29 protein-coding genes are annotated in these 21,721 nt (G+C 60.8%); 12 read left to right on the top strand and 17 right to left on the bottom strand.

Annotated features, from left to right (window positions below):
- Positions 1–274 (top strand): helix-turn-helix domain-containing protein (locus tag BW994_RS17055; RefSeq protein WP_139334185.1); only part of this gene is annotated, 274 nt, incomplete at its 5' end.
- A gap of 28 nt (positions 275–302) precedes the next feature.
- Here BW994_RS17055 and BW994_RS17050 read toward each other — a convergent pair.
- The 3 genes from BW994_RS17050 to BW994_RS17040 form a co-directional block, all read right to left on the bottom strand.
- Positions 303–1,013, bottom strand: coding sequence for a relaxase domain-containing protein (locus BW994_RS17050; protein WP_051657610.1), 711 nt, complete (start codon positions 1,011–1,013; stop codon positions 303–305).
- Between the two features lies 1 nt (position 1,014).
- Positions 1,015–1,377, bottom strand: a complete 363-nt coding sequence (locus BW994_RS17045) for a hypothetical protein (protein WP_029313664.1) — start codon at positions 1,375–1,377, stop codon at positions 1,015–1,017.
- Positions 1,378–1,441: 64 nt separating this feature from the next.
- On the bottom strand, positions 1,442–2,299 hold the full coding sequence (locus BW994_RS17040; RefSeq protein ID WP_076454763.1) for a BRO-N domain-containing protein: 858 nt from the start codon (positions 2,297–2,299) through the stop codon (positions 1,442–1,444).
- Between the two features lie 461 nt (positions 2,300–2,760).
- Between BW994_RS17040 and BW994_RS19390 the strand changes: the two genes are divergently transcribed.
- The 5 genes from BW994_RS19390 to BW994_RS17020 all read left to right on the top strand — a co-directional run bounded on the left by BW994_RS19390 (position 2,761) and on the right by BW994_RS17020 (position 6,423).
- Positions 2,761–3,384, top strand: coding sequence for a hypothetical protein (locus BW994_RS19390; protein ID WP_217696474.1), 624 nt, complete (start codon positions 2,761–2,763; stop codon positions 3,382–3,384).
- An 82-nt stretch (positions 3,385–3,466) separates the two neighbouring features.
- Positions 3,467–4,324, top strand: coding sequence for a hypothetical protein (locus tag BW994_RS17035; RefSeq protein WP_139334183.1), 858 nt, complete (start codon positions 3,467–3,469; stop codon positions 4,322–4,324).
- Positions 4,317–5,075: a hypothetical protein gene (locus tag BW994_RS17030; RefSeq protein WP_139334182.1), complete on the top strand. Its 759-nt coding sequence runs from the start codon at positions 4,317–4,319 to the stop codon at positions 5,073–5,075. Before BW994_RS17035 ends, BW994_RS17030 begins: the two co-directional genes overlap by 8 nt.
- A gap of 64 nt (positions 5,076–5,139) precedes the next feature.
- Positions 5,140–5,628: a hypothetical protein gene (locus BW994_RS17025; protein ID WP_029313668.1), complete on the top strand. Its 489-nt coding sequence runs from the start codon at positions 5,140–5,142 to the stop codon at positions 5,626–5,628.
- A gap of 66 nt (positions 5,629–5,694) precedes the next feature.
- Positions 5,695–6,423, top strand: coding sequence for a transglycosylase SLT domain-containing protein (locus BW994_RS17020; RefSeq protein ID WP_029313669.1), 729 nt, complete (start codon positions 5,695–5,697; stop codon positions 6,421–6,423).
- A gap of 286 nt (positions 6,424–6,709) precedes the next feature.
- Here the strand turns inward: BW994_RS17020 and BW994_RS17015 are convergent, their stop codons facing one another.
- Complete coding sequence (locus tag BW994_RS17015; RefSeq protein ID WP_076454761.1) at positions 6,710–7,282, bottom strand: hypothetical protein; 573 nt, start codon at positions 7,280–7,282, stop codon at positions 6,710–6,712.
- A 998-nt stretch (positions 7,283–8,280) separates the two neighbouring features.
- Between BW994_RS17015 and BW994_RS17010 the strand changes: the two genes are divergently transcribed.
- Together BW994_RS17010 and BW994_RS17005 are read left to right on the top strand one after the other, a co-directional pair.
- A complete protein-coding gene (locus tag BW994_RS17010) occupies positions 8,281–8,760 on the top strand; it encodes a hypothetical protein (protein ID WP_076454759.1) in 480 nt (159 codons plus the stop codon).
- 101 nt (positions 8,761–8,861) lie between these two features.
- Positions 8,862–9,521 carry a hypothetical protein gene (locus BW994_RS17005; RefSeq protein WP_029313672.1) on the top strand — a complete coding sequence of 220 codons (660 nt, stop codon included), beginning with the start codon at positions 8,862–8,864 and terminating at the stop codon, positions 9,519–9,521.
- 821 nt (positions 9,522–10,342) lie between these two features.
- Here the strand turns inward: BW994_RS17005 and BW994_RS19385 are convergent.
- The 5 genes from BW994_RS19385 to BW994_RS16985 all read right to left on the bottom strand — a co-directional run bounded on the left by BW994_RS19385 (position 10,343) and on the right by BW994_RS16985 (position 13,750).
- Entirely contained in the window at positions 10,343–10,837 is a 495-nt protein-coding gene (locus tag BW994_RS19385) for a hypothetical protein (RefSeq protein WP_139334181.1), read from the bottom strand.
- Position 10,838: 1 nt separating this feature from the next.
- Entirely contained in the window at positions 10,839–11,387 is a 549-nt protein-coding gene (locus BW994_RS19380; protein ID WP_139334180.1) for a hypothetical protein, read from the bottom strand.
- Positions 11,384–12,283 (bottom strand): DUF4123 domain-containing protein, encoded by a 900-nt coding sequence (locus BW994_RS16995; RefSeq protein ID WP_029313674.1) that lies wholly within the window; start codon positions 12,281–12,283, stop codon positions 11,384–11,386. Before BW994_RS16995 ends, BW994_RS19380 begins: the two co-directional genes overlap by 4 nt.
- Positions 12,280–12,657 (bottom strand): PAAR domain-containing protein, encoded by a 378-nt coding sequence (locus BW994_RS16990; RefSeq protein ID WP_245594221.1) that lies wholly within the window; start codon positions 12,655–12,657, stop codon positions 12,280–12,282. Before BW994_RS16990 ends, BW994_RS16995 begins: the two co-directional genes overlap by 4 nt.
- A gap of 649 nt (positions 12,658–13,306) precedes the next feature.
- Entirely contained in the window at positions 13,307–13,750 is a 444-nt protein-coding gene (locus tag BW994_RS16985; protein WP_139334179.1) for a hypothetical protein, read from the bottom strand.
- Positions 13,751–14,043: 293 nt separating this feature from the next.
- Here BW994_RS16985 and BW994_RS16980 point away from each other — a divergent pair, with 293 nt between their 5' ends.
- The gene (locus BW994_RS16980) at positions 14,044–14,328 is read left to right on the top strand and encodes a hypothetical protein (protein ID WP_029313676.1); all 285 of its coding nucleotides are present in this window, start codon (positions 14,044–14,046) and stop codon (positions 14,326–14,328) included.
- Positions 14,328–15,035: an SOS response-associated peptidase gene (locus tag BW994_RS16975; protein WP_076454754.1), complete on the top strand. Its 708-nt coding sequence runs from the start codon at positions 14,328–14,330 to the stop codon at positions 15,033–15,035. Before BW994_RS16980 ends, BW994_RS16975 begins: the two co-directional genes overlap by 1 nt.
- Positions 15,036–15,101: 66 nt before the next feature.
- On the opposite strand, the gene BW994_RS16970 is transcribed toward BW994_RS16975, so the two are convergent.
- On the bottom strand, positions 15,102–16,115 hold the full coding sequence (locus BW994_RS16970) for a DUF3991 and TOPRIM domain-containing protein (protein ID WP_051657615.1): 1,014 nt from the start codon (positions 16,113–16,115) through the stop codon (positions 15,102–15,104).
- Between the two features lie 410 nt (positions 16,116–16,525).
- Here BW994_RS16970 and BW994_RS16965 point away from each other — a divergent pair, with 410 nt between their 5' ends.
- On the top strand, positions 16,526–17,074 hold the full coding sequence (locus BW994_RS16965) for a ProQ/FINO family protein (protein WP_029313681.1): 549 nt from the start codon (positions 16,526–16,528) through the stop codon (positions 17,072–17,074).
- Here BW994_RS16965 and BW994_RS16960 read toward each other — a convergent pair whose 3' ends face one another.
- Genes BW994_RS16960 through ssb form a run of 3 tightly spaced genes read right to left on the bottom strand, consistent with a single transcriptional unit; the run spans position 17,075 to position 18,752 of the window.
- Entirely contained in the window at positions 17,075–17,311 is a 237-nt protein-coding gene (locus BW994_RS16960; RefSeq protein WP_029313682.1) for a hypothetical protein, read from the bottom strand. It lies immediately after the preceding gene.
- 24 nt (positions 17,312–17,335) lie between these two features.
- A complete protein-coding gene (locus BW994_RS16955; protein ID WP_051657616.1) occupies positions 17,336–18,208 on the bottom strand; it encodes a Mom family adenine methylcarbamoylation protein in 873 nt (290 codons plus the stop codon).
- A 55-nt stretch (positions 18,209–18,263) separates the two neighbouring features.
- Complete coding sequence (ssb, locus tag BW994_RS16950) at positions 18,264–18,752, bottom strand: single-stranded DNA-binding protein (protein ID WP_076454752.1); 489 nt, start codon at positions 18,750–18,752, stop codon at positions 18,264–18,266.
- 256 nt (positions 18,753–19,008) lie between these two features.
- On the opposite strand from ssb, the gene BW994_RS20575 reads away from it, so the two are divergent.
- On the top strand, positions 19,009–19,308 hold the full coding sequence (locus tag BW994_RS20575) for an SOUL family heme-binding protein (RefSeq protein ID WP_076454750.1): 300 nt from the start codon (positions 19,009–19,011) through the stop codon (positions 19,306–19,308).
- A gap of 125 nt (positions 19,309–19,433) precedes the next feature.
- Here BW994_RS20575 and BW994_RS16940 read toward each other — a convergent pair whose 3' ends face one another.
- The 4 genes from BW994_RS16940 to BW994_RS16925 form a co-directional block, all read right to left on the bottom strand.
- Positions 19,434–19,661, bottom strand: coding sequence for a hypothetical protein (locus tag BW994_RS16940; RefSeq protein WP_051657676.1), 228 nt, complete (start codon positions 19,659–19,661; stop codon positions 19,434–19,436).
- A gap of 36 nt (positions 19,662–19,697) precedes the next feature.
- Positions 19,698–20,567, bottom strand: a complete 870-nt coding sequence (locus BW994_RS16935; protein WP_076454748.1) for a DUF6671 family protein — start codon at positions 20,565–20,567, stop codon at positions 19,698–19,700.
- Positions 20,567–21,412, bottom strand: a complete 846-nt coding sequence (cysD, locus tag BW994_RS16930; protein WP_051657675.1) for a sulfate adenylyltransferase subunit CysD — start codon at positions 21,410–21,412, stop codon at positions 20,567–20,569. The genes BW994_RS16935 and cysD overlap by 1 nt, the downstream gene beginning before the upstream one ends.
- Positions 21,405–21,721: transposase (locus BW994_RS16925; protein ID WP_175612134.1), on the bottom strand; the 317-nt coding region annotated here is incomplete at its 5' end. The genes cysD and BW994_RS16925, both read right to left, overlap by 8 nt.

Genomic DNA, 21,721 nt, shown 5'->3' with positions numbered 1-21,721 from the left:
ACCTTGGGCCGATACGACAAGCCCTTCAGGCCGTATGGTCATGACGGTCTTCGGAGGCATTGCCGAGTTCGAGCGCACCCTCATTATCAGCCGCACGAACGACGGCAGGATAGCCGCCAAGGCGCGCGGCGTCGCCTTCGGCCGGCCGAAGAAAATGCGCCCCGATCAGCAACAATTGGCCAGGGAACTCGTCCGCGACGGGAAGTCGATCAGTACCGTTGCCAGGACCTTCGACGTTCACCCCGCGACGATCTACCGCATCATCGAGCCGTAGGTCGCCTTATGCCGGTTTTCTGTTCCGCTCAGCCGCACAGGCCGGTATCGAGGGAGCCGACCCGGCCTTGTTCAGTGACGACAAGGTTGAACAGGATGTTGTGGTGGTGGTCCTGCGGATCGCCTACCGCCGCGAGGTCGACCAGATAGGTCGTGGCGGTGTCCGGGTCTTCCACGTGCATGGTAGGGCGGGCCGTCTTGTGCCGCACGGTCATCCAGGCGACGCTGCCGCGCTCCGCGCCATCCTGGCCGTGTTTGCCGAGCCGGGCCCAGCCGAGCACGTCGGCGGCGTATTCCATCGCCCGCTGATTGGCGGTGGTCTCGATATAATGGATGATCTGACGTTCGGCTTCGGTGGGCGCGAAAGCCGACGCCAGAGACCAGCTTTTATGGGGTGAGAAGGTCAGATCGAGTGCGCTCACCTTGCGGGGGCTTTTGGCTTCCCATTTCTCACCGGTATCGGCGCGGCGGGCTTCGACCAGCAGCGCGATTGTCTTCTGGTTCGGCGCTTTGGTGGGATTGATGCCGAGGGCTGCGGCAACCTTGTCGTCGATATGCGGCGACCAGACCGCGCCATCCGGCTCGCGCGTGTAGTAGTTCGCTACCCGTTCGCCGCTGGCCCGGTTCGGAACCGGGGTGCTCCCGGCTCCAACATCGTGGGTGGGTTTGATTTCATCGTCGTAATAGGCCGCGACCGTGGCGCCGTTGCTGTCGGCCGATATCTTCCGAACGCCCAGCATGTCATTCGGCCGGGATGCGGTTGGTCTGACGGTCGATCTCGCGGGCCAGCCGTTCCGGCAGTTCCTCGAGCCGCACCATGACCCTGGTGGAGAGTTCGGTCATGCGGACCATCTGGTTTTCGATCTGCTTGATCAGGGTGGCGAGCAGCATGGCCAGGCTGTCGTCGCCGTCGTTGTCCTTCTGTGCGACCGCCGCGAAAATCCGGGTCAGGATCTCGCCTTGCTGGTCGAGGACGTCGGAGACGTCCCTGACGGTTTCGTGGACGCCGGAAATCCCTTTCAGGAGGGCCGTCGCGGTCTCGGTCTGGCCTTGTGCCAGGGCGGCGAGGGCGTTTTGGATCGCCCGCTGCTGGATATCGTCCATGGTTCGTTCCTTTCGGTAGGAAGGCACGGCGACCGCCGGCTGGCCGGCGATCGCCGTGCCTTGCTCAGTCCATGCTCGCGGGGAAGTAAGGATTGAACGGTTTGGACGCCTTGATGTCCTCCTCGTAGAGTTCCTTCATGCGTTTGGCCGTTTCGGTGGCGCGATCGACGTTGACCGACAACCGCCCGAACAGTTCGCGCTGAGGGTGATCGCGATCAACGAAGGTGGCCGTCTGGTGCCACAACCGCTGAATGACGTCGACGGACTCGCAGAGACCGGCGACCATCATCAGGTCATCGTGATGCCAGAAGGATTTATGCATCGATCCGCGGATCTTCACGCCACCGAGATCCGCGATCACGAGATACCGACCGAAGTCCGGAAGCATGACCGGGACCTGCCAGCGCCGTGAGACGACGCTGTCGCGGATGTCGTGCAGAATCTGCTCGAGCCGGTCGGCCTCCCGTGTGAGGCGGTCGATCCGGAATTCCGTGAGGTCGAGGCCTTTCAATCCGGCCGCGTCTTCCGGTCTGTCACGCGGGATATGTTTTCTCCCACCCGGTGCTGAGTAACTTCCCGACCGCCTGATTTGGGGCAAAACGGTCTTGGTGACCCATCGACTGAACGCCCGTGCAACCGGTTTGTTGCTCCGGATCGTAGCCAAATAGAGGCCGCTCTCGGAAATGGCGTTATGATCCTGCGCGCCCCCACCGGTGTCGCGTTTAACGACACCCTTTTCGTCATCATCGAGCTGCGAAATAAAGTCGCGCGAGTTTTTGATATCCAGAATCTCGCAGACATCGTTTGCGACGAACCAGAAATTATCGGCATCGCGATATGCACGTAACGTCTGGCCCTCAAAGTCGAAAGTGGTCAGTTCACCTTTGATCTCGGCTTTCGCTGTTTTATCGTCGGCTGACATAGTACGCTCCTGAGCGTTGTTTTTCCTTGTTTTCCTCTGACGTTCCCTCTGATTTTAGGGCGTCGTCTGGGGATGGTCCGGGATGGACACGAGGGAAGCGTGACGGGCGCTATTGCAAGTGCGTATCGCAAAATCGGCCCGAGATCGGGAAAATCGATCACAAAAATGCGATGAAAATTGGTGGGATATGGACTGAAGGGGGAGGCGGCTCCCGACCCGAAAGCCCCTCTGAAAGCTCCCAATGCCGCGAGATGCGATCAATCGGTTTTAGTGATCAATTCGCGCGCACCGAGGGTGCATTGGTGTATGAGGAAAAAAGAAGATTCCGGAAGATCTCGGAAGATGGGTGGAGAATAGGAGTAGAATGGGGTAGCAATCTCGGAAAATGGGGATAGAATGGGATGAGGTTGTCGGTAAATCACCGAAGATCGAGCGGAGACGCTATATTTCATTTTTGTAAGATGTTTTTTGACTATTTTAATTGGAAAACGCTCATGGACAAGCGGACTACAGCGGCGAAACGATTTGTTAATCCTAATGATCGCGCTATGGCTCATGGCGTCAAAGCAGTTTCTCGCGCGACGCTTTCCCGTATCACTTCTTTATCGCAATTTCACCGATTCCTATTGCTCAATCATGACGCGATTTTAGACGCAGCGGAAGGCCGGAAAATAAACTGGAAAGGTTTCCTCGCCCAGCCGGAGATCGTTGCGTTGGATTTGCGGGATGGAAAAGGCAACCGGATTTCGGAAGGACGGGCGAGCCGAATGTGGTGGGAAGTCCGGAAATATTATGAGACGCAGAACAGCGCGCCGACGACCGATCCTAGTGCAAGCAAACCAGCGCTGGTGAATCAGGCCGTGGTTGCTCCGGTTGCGCGAACTGTCCCTAAGGTTCCGGTCGTACGATCACCACCGCCTTCAGGTCATCCGGTGGCGCATGGGGACCCGATGCAGGAGATTTTGGGGCAATTCGCGGCCGAGGAAGTTAAGCGCCATGGATATGTGCCGAAATTGGTGCAGGAGATCGAGGCAACAATTTCCGCGAACTCGCGCGAACGTGAAGATGAAACGCCGAAAAAGTAGAAAAAACAGTTTGGACTTGCAATAGCGTTTCCGAGGCTCTGCCCAGAGGCGGTCGATTGGCGACCGTCCATGGGAGAGTGTTATGCGAACTTTCGAACCTGAAGGCCTGTCGGCTCGCGGTATGGGCGACACCGGGCGTCCTGCCAAATCTCAACCCGTCCTGATGATCGCTGTCGGTCGAGGGCGTGTCGGCAAGACCACCATCCTCAACATTTTCGGGCAGTATTTCCGCAAGCGCGGCTCGCGTTTGGCACTGTGGAACGTCGATCCTCACACCCAGTCTGGATCGCTGAGCGAATTCTTCGATAACGTCGAGGAGCCCGGCTTCGGCGGTCTGACGGATCGGGGGAAGTGGCTGGAAGCCAAGATCACCGAGCAGAGCGAGGGTGGATATGATGCGCTGGTCGATGTTGGCGGCGGGGATCTGATCCTCTCGCGTATGGCCAACAGCATCAATCTGAACCGCGTTACCGGGAAGATGGGCATCAAGCTGGTGATGATCCATGTGCTGGGGACTGATCCGGGCGATCTCGATCATTTCCGGACGAATTGGGCGAGCAAGATCGCCGGATGTCCGACGATCCTCGTCCTGAACGCGGGGCTGCTTGATCCGGAGGCGTCGCCGGTCGCGGAATTTCGTCATGTGCTTGAAAGCGATGTGGTTGTGAAAGCGCATGAAGCGGGCGCGCGGGCGATTCTCTTGCCACTGCTTGGTTGCATGAAACACGTGGTGGAACGGCGAATATCGTTCGATGACGCGGGGGAAGGCGTGACTCCGGCCGGGATGTCGCCGATCAGCCCGTTCGATCAGGAGCGAATTTTCCAGTGGTGGAATGACGAAATAGCGCCGCTGATCGACCGGCTGCCGCGTGAATGGCTTCCCCGGATACCGTCTGCTGGTCCTGCCGGCGAGGTGACTGAGGAGGCGACCCATGGGTGAGATCGTTTGGACTCCTGACCCGCCTCGACGTGATTCCGAGCGGCGGGTCCGCACCGAACAGCTTGCCGCGGTGAGAGAGTTGGCGAAGATGTGCATGGCCCAACTGGACGAACTTGAGGCCGCGGCGAAGACGTGGCGGGTTCGTCCCGATCACGCTGAGGGCATCTACCTCCGTAATTACCTGACGACGTTCAGGACGTTGACATCGATGATTTTAGCGCTCCCGCCGCTGATCGAGGGGTTCGAGGAGAGCGGCGAGCGGTTGTTGCGTGAAATGCGGAACGAGGCGGCGAAGATGTATGAGTCTATTCTGATCTTCCGTCGGTTCATCGGCACGCTTCAGGGGGATTACGAGAACGGCAACCTGCTTGGCGCGGACCGGGCGGTGAACCAGGCGGTGCGAACGCTGGTATCGCAACTGGGCGATGCGATCGGCAAGCTGACGCGGCCACCGCCACCCCGCGAATTCAAAATCAAGCGGTCGTGGGTCATTACGGCGTCGGTGTGTGCCGGGTTGATGGCCTTGTATCTCGTGAGCTCGATCCTGTCGGGTCAGTATGCGGACGCCGGGCATATTCTCGATAACGGTTTAGCGCGGTGTGTGCATAATCGGGCGATCGGGAAGCTCAACCGGATTTATTGTCCGCTGGGCGATTTTTCTGATGGAAAGTGGCCGATGTCAGTGGCTCTGGTTCAGGAAGTTGAAAGCGATATCAACAAGAAACCGAAATATGGCGGGATGCGATATTAGGCTTTGCACTTGCGATAGCGTCTGGGAATGTCGGAGCGGTCCAATCGAGCAAGGGAGCAAAGTGATGGGCAGGCTTGGTTTCAGCGCCGCGATCGCGGCGATCGTCGTGGGTGCCGGTTGCGCTTACGGACAGGTTCCACCGAAGCCGGGTCAGGTGCTGACCCGACAGCAACTGGAACAGCTACAGAAGGAGTCGGATCAGCGGCTAAAGGCCCATCCGCTGAATCTGTCGCATTCGGGTCCGATCGCCTCGATGCCGAACCCAAAGGTTTATCCGATCAAGGGGTTGTGGGTGTGTAAGGACCTCAAGCAGTTCGAGCCGATCTATGCGCGTCCGAATGTCCACTCGCGGATCGTCGCGCGATCAATGTGGTTCGAGGGGGTCGGGGGTGCCTACACGCATGGCTTTGCACGGGTTTTGGTGAACAAGAACCTGATCGGCTACATCCCGCTGAAGTACGTGTCTCCGTTTCATGATCCGTATTCGCCATCGGTGACCTGTCAGGTCATGGGAGTTCAGGCGAACGGGATTCCTGCCTTGAACCTTCATTGAGAGGGTGCCGTGAGCAGGAGAGCGAGAACGTGCGGTTTGGTTGGTCTGGCGGGACCGGCGGGGGCGATGCTTCTGATCGGCGTAGCAACGGCGCAGAATGTGGCACCGATGCCGCAAGCGCCGGCGGAGGTTGTTCCGGTATTCCAGTTTCCGGGGATACCGGCATTTTCGCCGGGTCCCGGCAGTGCGCCGCTTCCCACGGGTACAGGGGGCGGCGGCACAGCCACCGGTTCGGGTGGTGGGTCGGGATCGAGCAGCAGCAATGTGATGGCTGAATTGATGGCGACACCTTACGGGCAGGCGGCACTTGCGGCGGCGCAGGCCGACGGGTTGAACCCGACGACGATGGCGGCGCTGGCGCAGGTAGAGAGCCATTTCCAGAATATCGCGGATACCGGCGGTTCCACGTCGGCGTTCGGTCCGTGGCAGGTCGAAAGCGGCACGTGGCAGACGACATGTCGGCAGTATGGGTTGCCCTATACTCTGGCGGATATGTCGAATCCGCAGGATGAAGCGGTGGTTGCGGCAGACACGATGGTTACGTATGCGAACAGTGTGGCGGCGGCTACGGGATCACCACCGACGATCGACCAGATGTATGGGGCATATATTTTCGGGCCGGGTGTGGGAGGACCGCTTGCGACGGTTCAGAACATGAATGAGCCGTTATCGCAGGTGGTCCCTGCCGTTGATATTTCGAACAATAATTTGCAGGGCATGACGGTAGGCGATTTCTACAATGTGATGAACCAGCGCATGGGCGGCGTTGGGGGGCAACCGGTTTTCAACGGCTGAGCGTCGTGATCGGGCGGTTGATTTGGAGTCTTGCGGAGCCTGCCGTTCCGCGCCGCCAGGCGCGGGGGTGCCGGGGCATAGCGGGCGAAGCCCGCTGGCCCCAGCATCGCGCTGAAAGCGCGACATTCCCGGAGAAACAATCCCGGCGTGGGAATGACATCTGACGCGTCAAAACACGGCGAGGCGCTCGGGCGCCGGGTCGTTGGGCTGATGCGGTCAGGTCCGAGAGTGCGGCGGGTTGAGGGGAAAGGATGGCGGGCTGGATCAACCCGCCATCCCGCTTGGCCTAATCCTTGATGGCGAAGGCATCGCGCTGAAGCTTGGCGGCTTCCGCGCTGATCGGCCGGGTCTCGCTCCGGCTATAGGGCACCCAGACATTGCCGGTGATCTCGGCGAAGGCTTCGCAGGCGGCTTCGGCCGTGGCGCGCAACGCATAGGCACGCAACCCGGCATCGGCCGCGCGGTCCTGCAAGGCTTGCAGCTTGCTATCGAACCCGGCGACACCATCGGCATCATCATCGCGATGATCATTGCTGAGGGCGCGCGCATGGTTGGCGCAATCGGCTACGCGGGCGGAATAATACATCCCTGCGCCGAACGCCCCTTGCACCATCGCATTGGTCAGGCGATCGAACACCAGCTTCATCGCGAACTCGTCAAAATGCTTCGTCCCGAGCGCATGGGCGATGGCGGTGAAGCTCTCGCGGGTTTCCTGGACGATGCCATCGAAATTGACCTCTTCCTTGCCGTAGCGTTCGGCGATCGCGGCGGCGCAATGGTGGCCGGGTGCGACCAGCTGGACTTTTTCAAGAGTGACTGGACCTTGGGTGACTTGGGGAGGAGTGGTTTTCTTGGCCATGATCTGAACTTTCACAAACCGGGCTGGATTGCTCCGGTGCGTCTGACCAAATTCGGGCGGGCGGGCGTGTCGAGGAGAAACGGAGGGTTGCGACAAAGGGCTGCATTGTGAGCCGGACGTGGTGGGCGCAGGCAACCTTCTCGATCCGGGTCATGGAACGAGCTGGTTGAGGGAGCGGGGGTGAATTGAAAGAAGGGCAAGATAGAGCCGGCCCCAGTCGGTAGCGAGAGAAATCGGCGCATGAACATGGGTGGGGGGCAGGCAAGGGGTGGAGGTATGGCAATTCCGAAGGGTCCGAAGCTCGACCGATGCGGGCTGGCGGCAGACGGGCTGCCGTCTGCCGCCAGCCCGCGTGAGGGAGACTGAGGGCCGTTTGGAATTGCCATACCTCCACCCCTTGCCTGCCCCCCACCCATGTTCACACTTGCTTCGCCGATTTCTCTCGCGGGGGCGCCCCGGTGTTTCGAAAGCAGCGACGGCATCGAGGGGGTCAGGGGGGCAAGGGGGGAGGTATGGCAATTCCGAAGGGTCCGAAGCTCGACCGATGCGGGCTGGAGGCGGACGGCAGCCCGTCTGCCGCCAGCCCGCGTGAGGGAGACTGAGGGCCGTTTGGAATTGCCATGCCTTCCCCCTTGCCCCCCTGACCCCCTCGATGCAGACTTGGCTGCTTTCGATGAGCGTTTCATTTTCTGTTGCTCTGTCTTGCGCTTCTTTCAATTTACCCTTGCGACCGAGGCCAGTTCGTTCCTTGACGCGGATCGAGAAGGGTGGCAGCGCCCGCCATGTCCGGCTCACGATGCCGCCGTTTGTCGCAACCCGCCGTTTGTCCTCGACACGCCCGACCGCCCGAATTAGGTCATGCGCAGCGGAGCAATCCAGCCCGGTTTGTGAAAGTTCAGATCATGGCCAAGAAAATTGCTCCTGCCCCCTCGCACCACACGAGGTCCAGTCACTCTTAAAAGGTCCGGCTGGTCGCACCCGGCCACCATTGCGCCGCCGTGATCGCCGAACGCTACGGCAAGGATGAGGTCAATTTCGATGGCATCGTCCAGGAAACCCGCGAGAGCTTCACCGCCATCGCCGATGCGCTCGGGTCGAAGCATTTTGACGAGTTCGCGATGAAGCTGGTGTTCGATCGCCTGACCAATGCGATGGTGCAAGGGGCGTTCGGCGCGGGGATGTATTACTCCGCCCGCGTGGCCGATTGCGCCAACCATGCGCGCGCCCTCACCAATGATCATCGCGATGATGACGCCGATGGTGTCGCCGGGTTTGATAGCAAGCTGCAAGCCTTGCAGGACCGCGCGGCCGATGCCGGGTTGCGTGCCTATGCGTTGCGCGCCACGGCCGAAGCCGCCTGCGAAGCCTTCGCCGAGATCACCGGCAACGTCTGGGTGCCCTATAGCCGGAGCGAGAACCGGCCGATCAGCACGGAAGCCGCCAAGCTTCAGCGCGATGCCTTCGCCATCAAGGATTAGGCCAAGCGGGATGGCGGGTTGATCCAGCCCGCCATCCTTTCCCCCCATCAAACCACCGCGCTCTCGGACCTGACCGGATCAGCCCAACGGCCTTGCCGGGTATGATCATGGCGGCAGAGTGCACTGACTCCATTTCGGAAACTCTCGGCGATTCCTTGATTTTTTCCCTGAGTTCCTTTATTGTTCTTCATATTGAGGCAGGGGTTTTCACCATGGCTGTTGAACCAATTGCATATAACGTCATCCGCTTTCCTCTTGAGCTGGTCCGCCCTGATACACGCGCATTGCGTCAGATCGAGCCGGACTATTTCGAGATGGACGAAGTCGTGATCGCTCGCAATCAGGATGGCAACGAACCGAACTGGGTGCCGGATTACGCGGGCGAGGCAGAGGCGGAAACGCTTCCGATGATCGAGGCGATCGACCGCACTGACCCCGCCGCCTACGTGGCGGCGTTAAAGAAACTGGTGGCAGACGCGGTAGCGGCGGCTGTTCCAGTTTGCCGTGCATGGCTATTAATCCGGCACGAGTATCTGGCGCGGCGTCAGCGCGCCCACGCCAATCCGGACAGCGGATTTTTTAGCCGAATGCTGGGCGATTACATCTCGCGCTATCACCATAATCTTGAGGCCGCCTATAAGGCGGCGCAGCGCGCGCACGGCATCGAGCGGGCGGCTACCTTTGCGATCGATGGCAAGCAGTGGCAGCCGTTCGATCCGAACGACGTGAGCTGGATGGATCTCGGCCGGGTGTCCCATTAGGGTTTCAGGCGTTTTCGCCGGATCCTGATCGGCTGGTCATATGACCAGAAGAGCTGGTAATCGCCGAGAGTTTTCGTTGCGATGGCACGCAACCTGACTCATGCAGTCCAGACCACACGCAGCTGAGCCACATCGTTCTATCCGGGCCATGTGTTTTACTGCATGGCCCGCTTCCTCAATGCCAGCCGATGTGGCTGGTGCCGAGGTCCCGACCAGTGGCACGCCATGATGGCCAGTTGGTGCAGGCGTTTTTCGACATAGCGCTCTTTTCGCGCGCCGATCACGCCTCGATGGAACCGGTCTAGCGACGCAAGTAGGCGCCGGGCTTGCCACCTGGTGACGCTATTCCCGGCAAGCGCGCCGCAGCCCGGTTGCGGGGACCCATACACCAGAAACCGGAACGATCGACGCTGGGCCGGTTCGATCCTCCTCCCGATCGTGGCCTCGAAGTCGTCTGCAAGATATCTGTTTTGGTTGATACAGGCAAAATACCGCGCGGGGGGCCGCCACTCAGCGTCCGTCAGGTCAATTTCGTGATATAGCCCCGAGGGGGTTGTCGGCGTCCGCATGAGATACACGGCAAGGCTTCGAACTCCTGACCAGAACCACTTTTAGTACAGCAATACACCCCCTGTACCTTTTGTGTTATCGAGTATAATGCGTTGTAGCCTGTGGTGGGCCCACTGCTCGAAAACCGACTTTTGCTTCCTGTGCTGCTGAGCGTCCTGGTGAGGCCTGCGCCTCAATTGGTTGACCGTCTTGCAGATCCTCCCGCTGTACATGTCCCGACTCGACTCCGAAATTGCTCCCTACGCTCCCCATCAAGGTATTCTGCCGGGCGCAATTTCGTCGGCGAACAGGGCATTATAAAACGTGGTATCCTCAATTTCGGTGTTGAAGAGGTGGAGACCGATCGGAAGTTCAATGATCGAGGCATCAAGGAATGTAATTTCATCGCGAGCGAAATTTTTCGTCAACAGTCTCAATGCGTGAGAGGATTCTATATCCTCATATGAAAGTATATGATATATTCCTTGCAGATCAGCACGAAATAATACGGCGTATTTTCCGACAAGAGATAGCTTGAGAACGTAGTGTTCTTCATCTTTTTGAACATACAAATTGACCGAGACGTCTTCGTTAAGATCTGTTTCTTCGTCTACAGAAAATCCATGCTCAATCATACTTATAATATTTTTTTTATAAGGTTGAGATTGATATTTTTGGATTACCCAACTGAAATCAGGATTGGTTAAGTCCCGGTATGCTCCTAGAATATCTGTTATAATCTCGTTGCGTAGGCGGTCATTGTCCATGTCAGTTCTCCGGCCCTGCAGGATGGCCATGAATACGGCCTAGTGAGTCCTCATGTACGCGCACGACGTCTTGCCCTCCGCCATTTGGGCCGGTGCCGATACGACGGCCTGCGTTCCAATCTTTGACACCGGGCCGCCCAGGAACAGGATTACCCTTTTCCGCCGCTTCTTGTGTCAACTGATCTGCCTCATCCTTAGATGCATCAAATGTCGACGTTGGTTTCCCTTGCCTAACGCGGTTTTCGTTCTGAGGTGTACCCTTGATGTGACCGTCCTGCTTCTGACGGGAGATTTCACGTTTCTTTTTCGGATTGTCAGGCTCATCTGGTGGATCGCAGTCGGAGCATGGCGTTGTGGTCGCCGTCGCGCTTGTCTTCTCGTCCGATTTAGCATGTGCTCCACGCACAGAATCGCCGGATAGAGAACCGGTAGCGGCGACCACAACAGTGATAGCAACAATCGCATCTACAACAGCATCAACGCCGGGGATAGGCTGAACAGCCGCTAAGGCGCCCGCACCAACCACCGCTTCCCAAGTCTCGCCGGTCATGCCGGCGACCTGCGGCGACCCAGCTCGTCAGCAACCCCGAGCATCAACCGACCGATGCGCTCATCCGGCGTTCCTGGCTTCGCGGCCAGAAAGGCGCGAGCCGGCTCTATCGTGGCGATCGCACCGTTGCTGATCAACATGAGGTAAGACCAGCGACTTAGGCCTCGTTCGGTGGTCAGGCCAAGCTCACGCCCGCTGATCTCGCTATCCGCGATGAAAGCGTCCAACGCCGCATTGTCCATGTAGGCTGTCTCGGTGGGTGCGGCATCCCGCAAAAATGTTGCGATCGTCCGCCGGGACCGATCAGTCATCGCTGCCGCAATGCTGGCAAGTTGCGTCTTCGATATCCGAATGCGCCCACGGGTCGGTTCGGGCCAATCGATGCGGCGTTTAGCGTCGCGTGATCCACCGAGTGACGGGTCATATAGCGCGAGTGAATCCATTGGCCCGAATAGCCGCGCCCGCTGTGCCGGTTCCAGCACAGGCAGAGTAAGTGCCATCACCGAGGGGTCCCAGTGCCGGAACAGCACTGTTTCCGGATCCGCCGCGAATGGATCAAAGGGTGCGTCGGTCGGCCGAGGCACATCGACTAGATTGATGCTGCGCAGATGACGAAAGATCGTCGACTCCTCAACTGGACCACCCCAGAACACGGCAGACATCTCAATTCCCTCGATCCTCATCAGGCTTTCGAGGTGCCGTTCATCGAGAGAAGCAAACCATGGCCCGGCTTGTACCGTGGTGGGATCACTTTGCTCAACGAACAGTGAGCGGGGAAACACATCAGCTTTGGCGGTCAATCCGGGCACATCTGGTAGCAATGCTCCATCGATCGCCACAAAAACTGGCCGCGGCCAGTTCTGCATCACTACCAAAAGATCGGCAGCTGCGGTCATCCGCCTTGACGAATGAACGGTGCGCCCGATTGAGCTGCCTTGACCAGACACGTTGACGGGGTAGCTGGACCAGCGCCGGCTGCACCAAGATCACCAGCACTCGGTCCAGCGCCCCCCATTCCAATGAGAACCGTCCCAAGACCGCCAACAATCATCCCACCATGCGCGGTCTGGTCACCCATCCGAGCGGCCATCAGGCCGTTGATCAGCACGGTTGGGGACCCCATCACGATGGCATCCGGCGGACCAACGCACGTCACCTTGTCAGTCACCCTTGCGGCAGCCAATCCGCCGATGAGAACATTGGGTGAACCTGTGAGGATTGGTCCGCCGATATGGGGTACTGGCCCGGTAGTTTCCGGGCAGGTGTGCATATCGGTTATCCGGGCTGCGGGCTTTTCTCCTGCCATATGTATAATCTAACAGATTTATTGTCCGCTGAAAATCCGCGTCGGCTTCCCGAGTACGTACTGCCGCAACGAATATCACGCGCGCCTTGTGATGCGCTAAGCACGCCGTGAAAACTGGTTGGGCAACAGTGCTGGTCGCGAGCCAGGCTTGCGAACTGCTCGATAGACCCGATAGATGTCGGAGAGCATTGCAACCAAACGGGTTCGCCGCCAGCGCGAGACCGGCAGTGATCAACTTGTTCTTCTCTGACTGCCGTTCTGCCGGATGATTGGCTGGTTTATCTGGCACTCAGGGTTTGCTGTGACGGATGATTGCTCCGTGCATTGCGTAGGGTCGGATATATAGACGGACCGAAGCGTCCTGTCGGAATAGTTCCGACAGTTTTTTTGCGCCGGCGATTCCGGTAGATCGGCGACCTGCCCGTTGGAAACTCCGACAAAATCGTGGCTTACCCGGAATGCTGTGCCGGGAAAGGCGTTGTTCAATGCGTCCAGTATGGACACGTCGAGACGACCGGCGAGTATACGGTCTCCATTCCGTCCGGGCGCGGTTAAGTCTTCCCCGGACGGATTGCTGGAATCGAAGCGGGCTCGATGGCGACGTGTGGCCCGATCAGGGGAACACGCCGACGCGTGATCCAATCCGGCGGCCGGTTTCATCCTTCAGGGCCGGATCCGGATCGTCGGCGATGCCGAGCGTCGCGGTCTCGGCCGTGATCCGCGCCGCGAAGCGAAGCGTGCGGCCAAGCTGATCGAGCTTGTCGATCGGGAAGGGCACGAGATCCAGCACCCGACAGGATGGCCACTGGCGGATGACGATGGTGTTGCACACCGCGTCGAGCGACCAGGTGATGTATCCGGCCAGCGCGCCGTTGGAGACGTCGGCACGGATCAGTCGCAGAAGCGCCAGTTCGGCAGACGATTCTGGCGCATCCAGCATGGCGCGAAAGGCCTCCGTCGTGCGGACGATGGGTGCTTTGTTATTCCGAGCGACGTGGGACGCAAGGAGGGCGGTCGGTGTCGGGTGTAGCGCGACCACATTGTAGGTGCTGCTCATTTTCTGATCCTTGATCATGGGGTTATCTTCTTCCTGAAGACAACCATCGCGCGGCCGCGGCCTGACCGGCCGGGCAAGGGCGCGCGCCTCTATCGGCGCGCGGGCCGCCCTATGCGGCCTACACCCTTGCCGGGACGGGCAGGGCCGTGGCAGGCGGGCAGGGACTCTCATTGACTGGTCGGGCTCAGGTGAATGAATCGGCCCGATTGCCTGTCAATATTCACTGTCCGCCTAAGCCGCGGTGTATCGGTGGTCTGCTATATGACGTGATTCGTTGATGATGAGGTGTTTCAATGGCGCTGGACGGCACCAAACCTGCTGGGCTCGGTCATCGCTGGACCGAGGCCGAGGACCGCATCCTCTATGAGGGGTTTCTCTTCAACGAGACGCCAAGGATCATCAGCGTGAGATGCGGCAGGAGCCTCTCCGCGATCCGTCAGCGCCTGATCCGTCTTGACCTGATCGACGGGCAGGGGGTGCGCAACAACAACCCGCCGCTGTTCGATCAGATCCGTGCTACGTTCCATGCCAAGGCTGTATCGGGTGGCGGCGAACCTGCCGCTGAGACCGATTCCTGATGTGCGGTAGGATTGCCCAGAGCTTCCCTGACGGATCGCTGGATCGCCTGATTGGCACCCCCGGTGCGAAAATTCCTCGCTCATTGCGATGGAACGTCTCACCCGGTCAGAGTGTCGTTGCGGTACACCAAGGCGACGGTCGTGAGCGGCAGTTCTGCATGCCGGAGTGGGGCTTCGTGGCACCCTGGGAGAAGGTTGCCGAACTCGCGCGGATCAAACCGATCAATGCCAAAGCGGAGACCGTGGCGGCAAGCAAGCTATTCGGCAGCTCGTTCAAATCGCGCCGCTGTCTGGTGCCGGTGCGCTGCTGGTATGAATGGAAACCGGTCGCTCCCGGCCTGAAGCAACCCTATGCGCTCGGCCGCACTGACGCCGAGCCGATCACGCTGGGCGGGATCATCTCGTTACGCCGGCCCCATCGGGATTTTCCGGTGGAATTATCGCTGGCGATCATCACCACGCCGGCACCTGAATCGCTCGCGGATATCCATACTCGGGCGCCGCTGGTGATCGGCGAGGCGGATTGGTCGATCTGGCTTGGCGAGGTATCGGGGGATCCGTCCGGTATTCTCGAGCGAAACACGGCAGGAGTGATGGACGCGTGGCCCGTCTCCTGCGCGGTCAATCGCACGGTAACCGATGGTCCTGGTTTGGTCGAGCCGGTGGAAATCGAAGCCGCGGCGATAACGACTGAGGGCAATGCATGAGGAATGAGGCGGTTGCGGCCGTGAAGGCTGTGATCGCCATTGGCCGCGTCATCTGCGCAGGGAAGATCAGCACGCGCTGGCTCTCGTCAAAGCTTCGTTCCAGTCCTTTGCTGCGCCGGGTGGTCGCGAGCGCTCGATGGTCACGGCGATCGATGCGATCGTCGCCTCTATCCGTGCGGCATGGTGATCCCCGGCCGCATCGGCATCGGTGGCGATGACCAGAGTGCCGCCGGCGGATCCGAGCTCCCCCACCAGCTGAGAAAGGGCGGTGACCGTACCCGGCCCCAACCCGCCGGTGGTCGCGACATAGATCGTGTCCGTACGGCTTGGCTCAAGGGCGGCGAGGCTCAAGGCGTCGATCGGTGCTTCAGTCACCGCGACCCGCCGGGGATATCCGGTCGTGCCTCCGGGCGTGAACCGGAACAGGCTCTTCTGTCCGCCGCGGAGAACTCCCCGGTAGCCAGGGCCGCGCGCCTCAATGCCGGTCAATCTGCCCTCGTGGTCCCGATGGGCGAACCAGGCGCAGCCGAACCCGCCGGCCCGGATGCAATCCTGTGCCGCGGCAGCGGCGAGGATGGTGGCGGGCAGATGCCGGTCGCGGGCGAGATAGCCCCAGGCTTTCGTTGTGGGGCGCAGCGCGGGCTTCGCCTGCCAGCGGATCAACGGAGAGATCGCCTCGATCCGATCCGGCGTTGAGCCAGCGACAGCGACTGGTCCTGACGGGGCGATGCCGGCGATCGCGCGGAGCGTCTGGCGGACATGGCCGAAGTTGCGATCCGGATGGAGGAACTGGATCAGGCTGAAGCAATCGCCCTTCTCCTCGCCGAGCGGGTTCCACCAACCCTTGTCGTCATGGGTGATGATCAGGATCTCGCCGGAGCCGCGGCGGTATTTCACCGCGCGCCGGGAACTTTCAGCGGGATCGACGTGCCATCCTTCGCGCTCGAGGATGAGGGCACAGGAGACTGTGCGCCGCAGCAGATCGATCTCGCCGGCGTCGTTGTTACGGGTGCCCCGCCGGGTGATGGATCGCTGGCCGGGCAGGGGTGGGTATCCGGTGGTGTCGGTGGATGACATCATGGCGAAGCTCCTGGTCTGGGTTCATCGTCGGAAGGCGGTCGCGCCTTTCGACGGACGCCACGCGGCGAGATGCGGGAGGGGTGGGTGAAGCGCAGGCGGGCGGGGCCGGGTTGCGAGCGTGCGGGGCTTTGCCCCGGCGCGGAGAGCGACGCTGCCCTGCTGTAGGCTGCGCTTCAGGGTGGGGAGGGCGGCGTTCTCCCCACCCTGAAGCGCGTCAGCGCGGTCAGGGAGATCGGGTCATCGGAGATTGGTGGTTGTCGAAATCGTTGGGCGTTGTGGGGGTGATCGCCCGAAGACTGGTCAGGTCTGTGATCGGCCCGCTCTTGCGGCTGATCGTGTGGTGTGCAGAAATCGGGAGATTGCAGGTTCCGACGCGTATGGCCGGACCCGTTTGATGAGGTGAGGTGACGATGGCGTGGCAGTGGCGGACGCTCGATCGGGATAAATGGAACGAGGCGAGCGAGCTGCTCGACATCGTTGCGGCCCGGTATCCCGTGCTCGTCGCGCGTCCAGCCAAGCCGCTGGCGATCGGGACGGGCGATCGGCTCAAGACAATGCGAGCCGAGGTCGGGCTGACCGAAGAGCAGGCGGACCTTGTGCTGGTGCGGGTCACGAGGACATCGAGCTATCTTGCGGCACTGGCGCGGGGTGGTCCGCGCTATGACCTCGAGGGTGAGATTGCCGGTGAGGTCAGTGAGGCGGAGCGGAAGGCAGCCGGGGCGGTGCTTGCCGCGCGTCGGGCGCGCCGGCGCGCGCGGATCGATGCCGACAACGCGTGTCGATCCGCAGAGAGTGACCAGGCGATTGACGCTAGCGAGGGTTCAGCAGAAGCGGCTGACGAAACCGAAGTGCGTGGTGTCGAGTTGGGCAAAGCGGGCGAGGCTGGCGATGCTGGCGAGGTAAGCCAGGCCGGCGCGGTGAGTGACGCGGGCGGCTCGGACGATCGGGCCGCGGCCTGATCATACCGGGTCGTGGTAGTGGCGTTCGATCCGCTCCAGATGGTCCCGGTGCTGGCGTTCCTCGACCTGAAGCTTCGGGGTATCGACAACGATGCGCGACCAGTAGCGCCCGCGTTCGTCGTACACGAAGCCAAGGCGCTCGAGATCGATACCTGAGGGGCGTTTCCCTTTCGTGCGGGTGATGACGCATCTGAAGCCCTCGCAGTCGAATTCGTCGCGGGGTTTGAGCACGGCCATGTTCCTCTCCTTTCATGTGTCGGTTCATGGGCCGATGGTGTTCACCGGGTCGGTGTGGGTGGGGTAGGGGCCGCCGGCGCGTAGCGTGGCCGCAAGGGATTTGCGGCTGGCATGTGAGCCGAGGGTGAAGGCGTAGACGTGGTTGCCGGGATGTTGCACGGCCCGGAACGGCCCCTCGCGCAGGGCGCGGCTCACATAGGCAGCGTCGGGTTCACCGAGCGCTCGGTTCGGAGCGCCGTGTCGGCGCAACTGCTCGTAGGTGTAGGCGGCACCGTTGCCGCCGGTGCGCAGTTTGGACAGGGCGCGATCGGAGAGGCTCGTGCCGTCAGGCGCGAGCCAGATCCGACGTCTGGTGGCGCGACCGAGGTAGAGAGCCGATTTTTCTCGGTAAATCCCCCCGTAATGGCCGTTGAAGCGGACAGTGCCGCGCGCATCCGTGCGCGGCACCGGATCGGAATATGCCAGAACGAGGGGGAATTTCGGCCGGCGGTGCTCGTCCTGATGCTCGGCCGCGAGCAGTTTCAGCGCGCGGCGGAGCGTCCAGGTTTCGGCGTTGCCGCCGACGCGGTCGGCGAGGAGGAAGCGGCCGAGGTCGCAGAAGCGGGTCGATCCGGCACCGTAGGCGGCGCCGGCCTTGGCCTGGACTGGAACGGAGAAGACCACGACGCCGACCAGCAATCGTTGCTGCCAGCCGGTACGTTCGAAAAGCCCGTAGCAGGCCAGGGCGACGGGGAAGGTGCCCGAGTAGTGGTGAGCCAGGACGAAGTCCTTGGCGATCCTTGTGTGGGGCAGGGGGGCTACCTCGTAGCAGCGCGGGTCGAACGGCTCGCGCTGCGGTCGCCAGGTTGTGCTGCGGTGTGACCACCGCTGGGCGATGGTCCGCAGGTCGATGACCATGACAGTTCTCCAATGAAAAGACACCCCGGTGCGACCGGGGCGACTGGTCTGAATTTCAGTCGACGCAGGGGGCGAACGGGATTTCGTCGTCGAGATCAGCACCCGCGCCGGGTGTGAAGCCACCCGTGGCCCCGGCGGTCTCGCGCTGACGGGGTGCAGCGGCGCGCTCTCCGCCTTCCCGGCGGGCACCGTTCGGTGAGCCAAGCAGGATCAGCTGACTGTCGAAGCCACTCAGGACGATTTCGGTCGTGTAGCGTTCGTTCTCGTTCTGGTCGACCCATTTCCGGGTACGCAGCGTGCCTTCCACCAGCACCTTGTCACCCTTCGCGCAGTATTTCTCGATCACCCCGATCAGGCCCTCGTTCCACACCACGATCCGGTGCCATTCGGTGCGTTCCTGCCGGTCGCCGCTGTGCTTGTCGGTCCAGCTTTCGCTCGTCGCCAGCGACATCGAGGCGACTTTCCCGCCCGACTGGGTGATGCGGATTTCGGGGTCTTGACCGAGGTTTCCGATCAGGGTGACGCGATTCATTGATTCGGCCATATTCAGTCTCCTGTTTTCATTTCATCACTCAGGAGGCGGCTGGCCCTTGCCAGCAACGTCCCTCGTGTGCGGTCCAGGAGAACCGGGGCCGGGCAGACGGTCAGGGCAGAGGGCGCTCTATCGCGCCCGAACCGCTCTTGGGCGGCGCGAGCTTGCGAGCGGCCTTGACCGGCTGGCCGGCACCGGTTCAGACCGCAGAAACACGAGGGCGTGTTGGCAAGGACGGTTGACGACGGCGCCGAAGGCGCATGCGGTCATGGTTTGTTCCATTATGTTCACCATGCCGAGCGCCTTCACGACAATCGAGATGCTTCCCGAGCCCAAGGATCCGCGAGTGATATTGCGTTCGCTGCCGGCGACCCGTGTCGCGGTGCTGCGTTTCTCAGGCTTAGCGCACAGAAGCGAAATCGAAGCCAAGGACGCGGAACTTCTTGACCCAGTCAGATTTCATCATTTTCAGCCAATCGGACCGGTTACGCTAGCCCAATACAATCCGCCTTGGACGCCTTGGTTCATGTGCCGGAACGAGGTCATGGTCGCTCTGTCGCCCGGTTAACCAGCGGTCCACCCGGGCAAACCGGCCTGCTCCGCCTTATCTCACGTAACGCCAGGTTCATAACTGAGCGATCAGCATGGGGTTTGGCCTGGTTCCTGGGGTGTCCTGTTGGCTCTGATCGGAACCTACTTAGCAAACATCCCGGTAATCAGGGCCTCTGACCGTTTCCGCAGAACGAGATTGAGGATTTCGAGGTCGTTGAGCACGGCTATGGGGTCGCGCGGCAATGCCTCCTGCAAAGCCGTCTTCAACCAATCACTCATGCCGGGATGTTCGAGGATGAAAGCAATGTGCGCGTCAGCCTCGAACTGAGGGTCATCCCCAGAAGTACCTTCTACTACACTTTCAACCATTGGCCTCACTCCTATGATAATTTGGCGCATCGCCGCCTAGGGATTGCATCCATCGCATTGTCCGGGATCTGCCGTCGTCTGATCGCAAGCCGGTTGCTCAAGCCTGTGACCACATGATCGGCACGTGAGAACGTTGGTCATGACAATGCGCGTCGGCTCGCCGCACCAAGCGCACGGCAGGCCGGGAACACATTCGGTCACGTCGAAACCCGGGTAGTCGCACTCCGGGCAGCGGCTATGAAAGCGGCGCACGAGGTCATTTGTGGCGCGTGCGATCGCGGCCATTCGGGTTGGGTTCCGATGGGCGCGCATGTCGGATTCAACAAAGGCGGCGCCACACCGGCTACACGCCTCCCGCACCGCAGACTCGAGCGTGTCGTGGTCCGTGACGTCCTTCCGCAGAAGGACATCCGGCGCCGGCTGGTCATCGCGGCATCCCATGACGATCAAACCGTGCTCCGGGAACCTGACGCGTTCGGTGAATGCGATGGCTTCATCGAAATCGCGCGCGACCACATGCGCGAAATTGGTTTCCGGGCTCGCGTCATAGCCGATGAGTTCCAGACCATTGTCGCGGTCGATCATCAGAACGAGTTCGTGGCCGAGCGCCAGGAAGGGAATGTGGGGATGTGGTCCGAAGCTGCCCTCGCTCGCCAATCCCACGCGCGCGCCAGGAGCCCGTTCAAACCCTACGGCGATCTTGGCCTTCGCCGCGTCGAGTTGCGAACCGCTCCGTCCGACTTCACGACTGAACGTACCAAACCGATCCGTATCGACAGCGCGGGCCACTTCAACGCGCAGTCCCAGCCCTTCTCGCAGAATTGGAGCAATGACACGCTCCTTGGCGTGCATCGTGGTCAGCGCCGCCTGTATGTCGTGATAGTTCCACAGACTTGAGCCCGCCATCAGAAATAGCCTTCGCGCTTTTTCTGTTCAAGCGAGCCGCCATCCTCGCCATCGCTGATACGTCCTTGACGCTCGGATGAAGATGCTCTGAGGGTTTCGTCGACGACCGCGCGCAGATCGGAGGCTTCGGACTCGATGGCTCCGGTCACCGGCCAGCAGCCGAGCGTACGAAAACGAACCTTGCGGATCGACGTCTGCTCGCCGGGGAGGAACCGCATCCGGCTTTCATCGTCGACAACGACTAAGGCACCGCCCCGTTCGACCACGGAACGTGGGGCAGCATGGTAGAGCGGCGCGAGTTCGATGTCGTTGAGAAGGACGTAAGCCCAAATGTCCGTTTCGGTCCAATTGGACAGAGGGAAAACGCGCGCGGTTTGGCCTTTGGCAAGGCGTGCGTTGTAGAGGTTCCAGAGCTCGGGGCGCTGCTGGCGAGGCTCCCAAGCGTGCGCCGCGTTCCGGATCGATACGATCCGCTCCTTGGCGCGTGACTTCTCTTCGTCGCGGCGGGCCCCGCCGAATATGATGTCGTACCCGCCGGCGTCGAGCGCGGCCTTAAGCGGCTCCGTGCGCATTACCGTCGTATATTGCTCCCCGTGATCGAACGGATTGATGCCCGCGGCTCGTCCCTCCTCATTGGCATGCGCGATGAGACGCAAGCCGTGCGTACTGGCGAAAGCGTCTCGAAATTCGATCAGCGATCGGAATTCCCAGGTCGAGTCGACGTGGAGCAAGGGAAATGGTGGCGTGCCTGGATAGAAGGCGCGGATGGCGAGATGCGCCATCACCGTCGAGTCCTGATTGAGCAACCTGATGTCTGGAAAATAGGGCGAGCGTGGGTTAGGCATCCTGATAGTCCCACTTGATGTAGCCCTTGGTGTCGGCGGCCCATTTTTCATCGATTTCGACGAGGACGGCGCTGACGAGGCGTTCGAGGGAGGCTTCGTTGGGGAAGACCCTGATTTTGGTGGTGCGGCGTTTGAGTTCCTGCTGGATGCCGCGTTCCATGGGGTTGGAGGTGCGAAGCCGGCGCTGGTGGGGTTCTGGCAGCGTGAAGACGCTGAGGCCTTCGGGGATATTTCGTTCGAGCCAATCGGCGAGCTTTGGTGCGGTGTCGCGATAGGCATTGACGAGGGTTGTGAGAGCGATCTGGGCAG

It is taken from the genome of Acidiphilium rubrum, from assembly GCF_900156265.1.
Classification (GTDB): Bacteria; Pseudomonadota; Alphaproteobacteria; order Acetobacterales; family Acetobacteraceae; genus Acidiphilium; species Acidiphilium rubrum.
Note: the sequence above shows the minus strand (reverse complement) of the source record. Positions and strands in the feature narration are given on the sequence as shown.